The following is a 6,290-nucleotide window of genomic DNA, read 5'->3' on the forward strand; positions in this document are numbered from 1 at the left end:
GCCTGGGCCTCGGTGGCCCGGCCCAGGTCCTGTTCAACTACCTGGGCCGGGCCACCGAGGCCCAGGCCCTGCCCATCACCGGCGGCGACCGGCACCGGCAGAGCCCGTACGCCGTCGAGGTCAACGCGTGGCTCGACGCCGAAACCCTGCGCGCGACCTTCACCCTCGCCGAGGGCGTCCCCGACGAGCTGACCGACCACTGGCTCGACGCGCTGAAGCAGATCGCCAACGCCACCGCCGTACGCACCGCACCGGTCACCCCCCTCCAGAAGGGCCTGTACTACCAGGCCCAACTGACCGGTTCGACCGGCCACTACGTCGCCCAGAGCTACTTCGCCTTCGACCGGCGGCTGGACCCCGCCGCCCTGGCCGAGGCGATGGCCTACGTGATCGCCCGCCACCCGGTCGTCGGCGCCGGTTTCACCGCCGATGACGACGGGACCCCGGTGCAGGTCCTCGCGGCGGGCCGCCGGGTGGACGTCCGCACGGTCGTACTCTCCACAGACGCCGACGTCGAAGAACTGCGCGCCCGCGACCGCGCCACCGGCTTCGACCCCGGCGAGCCGCCGCTGGTCCGGCTGACCGTGGTACGCCTGCCGGACGACCGTGACGGCCTGCTGCTCAGCTACCACCTGCTGCTGTGGGACGGCTGGTCGCGGGAGATCGTGCTGCGCGACCTGTTCGACGCCTACCAGGCCGTCCTCGACGGAGATCCACTGGACCCGGTCCCCGCCGCCCCGAGTTTCGAGGACCACGCGCGGGCGCTCGCCGCCAGGGACGCCTCGGCCGCCGAACGCTTCTGGGCCGGCCACCTGACCGGCCTGTCCGGCCCGACGCTGCTCGCCGGGCCCGCGCCCACGCTCTCGCAAGACCTGCCGCCCGCGCTCGTCCGCACCCTGTCCGCCGAAGACTCCGAACGCCTGCGCGCCACGGCCAAGGCCCACGGCGTCACCCTCAACTCCGTCCTGACCGGCGCGTTCGGCCTGCTGCTCGGCGCACGGACCGGCCGCGGCGACGCCGTGTTCGGCGTGACCGTGTCCGGCCGCGAGGGCGAGGGCCTGGCCGAGGTCGTCGGCGTACTGCTCAACACGGTGCCCATGTGGACCCGCCCACGGCCCGGTGACACGGTGGCGGAGTACCTCTCCGCCGTGCAGGCCGACCGGGTCGCCGCGATGGAACACGAGCACCTGGGCCTCGGCGAGATCCAGCGCGCCGGCGGGCACGACACCCTGTTCGACAACCTGTTCGTGCTCCAGAACTTCCTGGACCTGGACGCGTTCGCGCGGATGAACGCCAGGCACGGCATCACCGCCGTGCGGGCCGACGACTCCACGCACTACCCGTTCACCTGGGTCGTCACGCCCGGCGACCGGCTCACGGTCAAGCTGGAGTACCGGTACGGCGACGCCGGGCACGCCCACCGCCTGCTGGACGACTACCTGCGCGTACTCGGCGACCTGGCCCGGTCCACCGGCCCGCTGGGCGCGCTGCCCGGCCTCGCCCCCGCGCCCGCCCCGGGGCCGCGCACGGACGTCGGCACCGACACCGTGGTGGACCGGTTCGACCGGGCCGCCGACCGTCATCCGGAGCGGGTCGCGCTGGTGGCGGACGGCCGGAGCATGACGTTCGCCGCGCTGCGCGACCGCAGCCGCGCGGTGGCGGGCGTGCTCGCCGGGCGCGGCATCGGCCCGGAAAGGACCGTGGGCATCGCGATCCCGCGTTCGCTCGACTCGATCGTGGCGCTGTTCGCGGTGCTGCGGACCGGCGCGGCGTACGTCCCGCTGGAACTCGACCACCCCGACGAGCGGATCAACGCCATCGTCGCGGACGCCCGCCCGGACGTGATCCTCACCGTCGGCGCGGTGACCCCCCGCCTGACCGGCGACCTGATCGAGCTGGACCGCCCGCTGCCGCCCGCCGACCCGTACGTCACGTTCGCGCCCGGCGACCTCGCCCGGCTGCGCCACCCCGCGTACACGATCTACACCTCCGGATCGACCGGCCGCCCCAAGGGCGTGGTCACCGAGTACGCCGGGCTGACCAACATGCTGATCAACCACCAGCGCCGGATCTTCGGGCCGGTGCTCGCCGAGCACGGCCATCGGGTCTTCCGGATCGCGCACACGGTGTCGTTCGCGTTCGACATGTCGTGGGAGGAGCTGCTGTGGCTCGCCGACGGCCACGAGGTGCACATCTGCGACGAGGAACTGCGCCGCGACGCGCCCCGGCTGGTCGAGTACTGCCTCGCGCACCGGATCGACGTGATCAACGTGACCCCCACCTACGCTCAGCAACTGGTGGCGGAAGGGCTGCTCGACGACCCCGCCCGGCGGCCCCCGCTGGTGCTGCTCGGCGGCGAGGCGGTCACCCCGGCGCTGTGGCGGCGGCTCGCCGAGACCCCGGGGACGGCCGGTTACAACCTGTACGGACCCACCGAGTACACCATCAACACCCTCGGCGTCGGCACCTTCGAGTGCGCGGACCCGGTGGTGGGTGTGCCGATCGACAACACCGACGTGTACGTACTGGACCAATGGCTGCGCCCGGTGCCGGACGGCGTGCCCGGCGAGCTGTACGTGTCCGGGATCGGCATCGCCCGCGGCTACCTCGGGCAGCCCGGCCAGACCGCGCACCGGTTCGTGGCCTGCCCGTTCGGCCGTCCGGGGATGCGCATGTACCGCACCGGCGACCTCGTCGCCCGCCGCCCCGACGGCAACCTCGCCTACCTGGGCCGCACCGACCAGCAGGTCAAGATCCGCGGCCACCGGGTCGAGCCCGGCGAGGTCGAGGCGGCGTTCGCGGCGCATCCGGAGGTGCGGTTCGCCGCCGCGGTCGCCCAGTCCGACCCGCAGGTGGACGGCGCGTACCGGCTGGCCGCCTACCTGGTGCTGGCCGGTTCGGACCTCGCGGCCGTCGCCGCCGAGGTCGGTGCCGGGCTGCCCGATCACCTGCGCCCCACGCACTACGCCCAGGTCGATCACATCCCGCTGACCGTGAACGGCAAGGCCGATGCCAAGGCGCTGCCGCCGGCCAGGCCGCTCGGCGCGCTGACCACGGGCGGTGAGCGCGGCCCGGCGACCGAGACCGAGACCGTGGTGTGCGAGTACTTCGCCGAGGCCCTGGACCTGGACGACGACGAGGTGAGCGCGGTGAGCGACTTCGGGGCCCTCGGCGGGCATTCCATGCTGGCGGTACGGTTGGTCGGGCTGCTCCGCCGCGAGTACGGCCCCGTGATCACCATCCGCGACCTGCTCACCCTGCGAACCCCGGAAGCGATTGCCCGGCACCTCGATGACCACTCCTGACCGGCCAGAGCCCCGCACCGGGGCGGCCATCCTGCGGACCGCGCTGCGCCGCAACGCCAGCGCGATGGCCTGGGGCACCCTGCTCATGGGCATGTACCAGGCGGGCGAGACCGCCTTCCCCATCGCGCTCGGCCTGATCGTCGAGCACACCATGCGGGAGCGCGGCCTGGGCTCGCTGGCCCTGTCGATCGCCGCGCTGGCCATGATCATCACGACCGTTTCGCTGTCGTGGCGGTTCGGCATGCGCATCCTGCAGAAGGCCAACACGACCGAGGCGCACCGCTGGCGGGTGCGGGTCGCGGCCTGCGGGCTCCAGCCGGTGGCCAGGAAGACCGGCCTGAAGTCCGGCGAGGTGCTGACCATCGCCACCGAGGACGCCGACCAGACCGCCGACATCATCGAGGTCGTGCCGCTGCTGATCAGCTCACTGGTCGCGGTGCTGATCACGGCGGTGGCGCTGGGCATCGCCAGCGTCCGGCTCGGCCTGCTGGTGATCGTGGGGACCGTCGCGATCCTGTCGATCCTGAGCGTGATGTCCAAACGGATCGGCGACGGCACGCGCGAGCAGCAGGCCCGGGTGGCGCGGGCCGGCGCGAAGGTCGCCGACCTGATCAGCGGCCTGCGCCCGCTGCACGGCTTCGGCGGCAACCACGCGGCCTTTCTGTCCTACCGCAGGCTCAGCGCCGAGGCCAGGAACCAGGCGGTCGCGGTCGCCAAGGTCAACGGCGCGTACGCCGGTACCGCGCTGACCCTCAACGCCATCCTCGCCGCCGCGGTCACCCTGACCGCCGGCTGGGAGGCGCTGAGCGGCGACATCACCATCGGGCAGCTCGTGATGGCCGTGGGGCTGGCGCAGTTCATCATGGAACCGCTCAAACTCTTCTCGGAGATGCCGAAGTACGTGGTGGTGGCGCGGGCGTCGGCCGAGCGGATGGCGCTGGTGCTGGACGCGCCGCCGGTCCTCACCCCGGGGTCGGCCCGGCCGTCCGGGGACGGCGGGCTTGAGCTGGACGGGGTGCGGTACGGCGCGCTGCGCGACCTGAAGTTCCATGTGTCGGCGGGCGAGTTCGTGGCCGTCGCCGCCTACCAGGCCCGGGAGGCGGCCGACCTGGTGTCCATCCTGGCGGCGAACGTGCCGCCGGACGCGTACGAGGGCGTGGTGCGCGTCGGCGGCCACCCGCTCGCGGACCTGTCGATCGACGCGGTACGCGAGCACCTGCTGGTCAACCCGTACGACGCGGAGATCTTCGCGGGCACCCTGCGCACCAACATCGACCCGGCCGACGCCGGCCGCATGATCCCCGAGGCCGTCGAGGCGTCCATGCTGACCGACGTCGTCGCCCTCCACCGCGACGGCCTCGACCACGCCGTCCGCGACCGCGGGGCCAACCTGTCCGGCGGCCAGCGCCAACGCCTCTCCCTGGCCCGCGCCCTGGCCGCCGACCCCGCCATCCTGGTCCTCCACGACCCGACCACGGCAGTGGACGCGGTCACCGAACAACTCATCGCCCGCAACCTCGCGAACCTGCGCGAGGACCGCACCACCATCGTGATCACCAGCAGCCCGGCCATCCTGGACGCCGCCGACCGCGTACTCGTCCTCGACGGCGGCACCATCACCGCCGAGGACACCCACAGAAACCTCCTCACCTCCGACCAGACCTACCGCCAGGCGGTGGCCCGCTGACCACAGGTCGCAGGGCGGTGGGTCAGGCGGTGGTGCCGGTGTACGCGGCGACGTTGGCGATCATCCGCCGCAGCAGCGTCTTGACCTGATCCAGCTCCGCGTCGGTCAGGCCCAGGGTGAAGTCCAGGGACGGGACGATCTCGTTGGCCTGGAAGCGCAGCGCGACGCCCTCGTCGGTGAGGGAGACCTCGACCAGGCGCTCGTCATCGGAGCGGCGGCGGCGGGTGACGAGGCCGGCCGCCTCCAGCCGCTTGAGCAGCGGGGTGAGGGTGCCGTAGTCGAGGTGGAGCTTCGCGCCCAGGCCCTTGACCAGGGACGGGCCGTTCTCGTGCAGGGCGACCAGGACCAGGTACTGGGGGTAGGTGAGGCCGACCTTGTCCAGCATTGGGCGGTAGGCCGACATCACCGCGCGCTGGGCGGAGTACAGGGTGAAGCAGACGAACTCGTCCAGGCGGCGGAGCTCCTCCTGGCCGTCGAGCGGGGGTGGCGAGGCGGCGGGTGTGGTGTCGATGGAGGTCATATGGGCATGGTACCTCCAGAGCGCTCAAAAGTTAATTAATTCTGATTAGCTTGCGCGCGAGGGAAATGCGCTCTAGTGTCTTGCTCGTACCAAGAACCGCCCCTCCCGGGGACGAGCAAGGGAGCACTCCGATGACCGCCGTTGTCCTCGAACCGGCCGCCGCCGCGTTCGCCGAGGCCACCGCCACCCCGCCCTACCTCTTCCAGACTCATCACTCTGATACGCGACGCGGGCCGTACCGAGCCCGATTTCGCGGATTTCTACCTGACGGGCCGGCGGCAGGTCGGCGAGCACCGCGCCCAGGTGTTCTCCTCCTGGCCGGTCGGCACGCTCCGGCCCGGCCTGGACGTCCCCACCGCCGTCGACATCTACGCCGCCCTGTGCAGCATCGACGTCTACACCACCCTCCACACCGAACGCTCCTGGTCGCCCGACCAGATCGAGCAGTGGTGGGGCGAGGCGCTGGCCCGCGAGCTGCTGAGCCCTTGACCGGCGGGATCAGATGCCCGGCAAGGCGCCGCCTCCAACTGGCTTGACGTTACCTCTATGGCCTGCTCGCTAGGTTCCGCCGCGCAGCAGGAACACCGCGACCAGGACGACGCCGAGCACGGCCGGGGCCCAGAAGGTGGCGACCAGGCCACGGCGCAGCCGCTGCCGCGCCGCCGCCAGGGCTCGCCGCGTGGAGATCCCTTGCAGGGCGTCCCGGGACGCGTCCACAGGCAGCCGGGCCCGCAACCTGAACCCGTCCCCCTGGGGACCGGCCTCCAGGGTGCCCCCC

At 72.4% G+C, this 6,290-nt stretch carries 5 protein-coding genes; 3 read left to right on the forward strand and 2 right to left on the reverse strand.

Annotation, left to right across the window (positions count from 1 at the left end; genetic code table 11):
- Both C1I98_RS33535 and C1I98_RS33540 read left to right on the forward strand, forming a co-directional pair.
- Positions 1 to 3,305: non-ribosomal peptide synthetase (locus tag C1I98_RS33535; RefSeq protein WP_146607799.1), on the forward strand; the 3,305-nt coding region annotated here is incomplete at its 5' end.
- Positions 3,292 to 4,992, forward strand: a complete 1,701-nt coding sequence (locus C1I98_RS33540; protein ID WP_111171360.1) for an ABC transporter ATP-binding protein — start codon at positions 3,292 to 3,294, stop codon at positions 4,990 to 4,992. The genes C1I98_RS33535 and C1I98_RS33540, both read left to right, overlap by 14 nt.
- 22 nt (positions 4,993 to 5,014) lie before the next feature.
- Here the strand turns inward: C1I98_RS33540 and C1I98_RS33545 are convergent, their stop codons facing one another.
- Complete coding sequence (locus C1I98_RS33545) at positions 5,015 to 5,512, reverse strand: MarR family winged helix-turn-helix transcriptional regulator (RefSeq protein ID WP_111171361.1); 498 nt, start codon at positions 5,510 to 5,512, stop codon at positions 5,015 to 5,017.
- 141 nt (positions 5,513 to 5,653) lie between these two features.
- Here C1I98_RS33545 and C1I98_RS33550 point away from each other — a divergent pair, with 141 nt between their 5' ends.
- A complete protein-coding gene (locus C1I98_RS33550; protein WP_158558288.1) occupies positions 5,654 to 6,001 on the forward strand; it encodes a hypothetical protein in 348 nt (115 codons plus the stop codon).
- A gap of 69 nt (positions 6,002 to 6,070) precedes the next feature.
- On the opposite strand, the gene C1I98_RS42035 is transcribed toward C1I98_RS33550, so the two are convergent.
- On the reverse strand, positions 6,071 to 6,290 hold a 220-nt coding region (locus C1I98_RS42035; RefSeq protein WP_438672126.1), incomplete at its 5' end, for a hypothetical protein.

The organism is Spongiactinospora gelatinilytica (assembly GCF_003236385.1).
Classification (GTDB): domain Bacteria; phylum Actinomycetota; class Actinomycetes; order Streptosporangiales; family Streptosporangiaceae; genus Spongiactinospora; species Spongiactinospora gelatinilytica.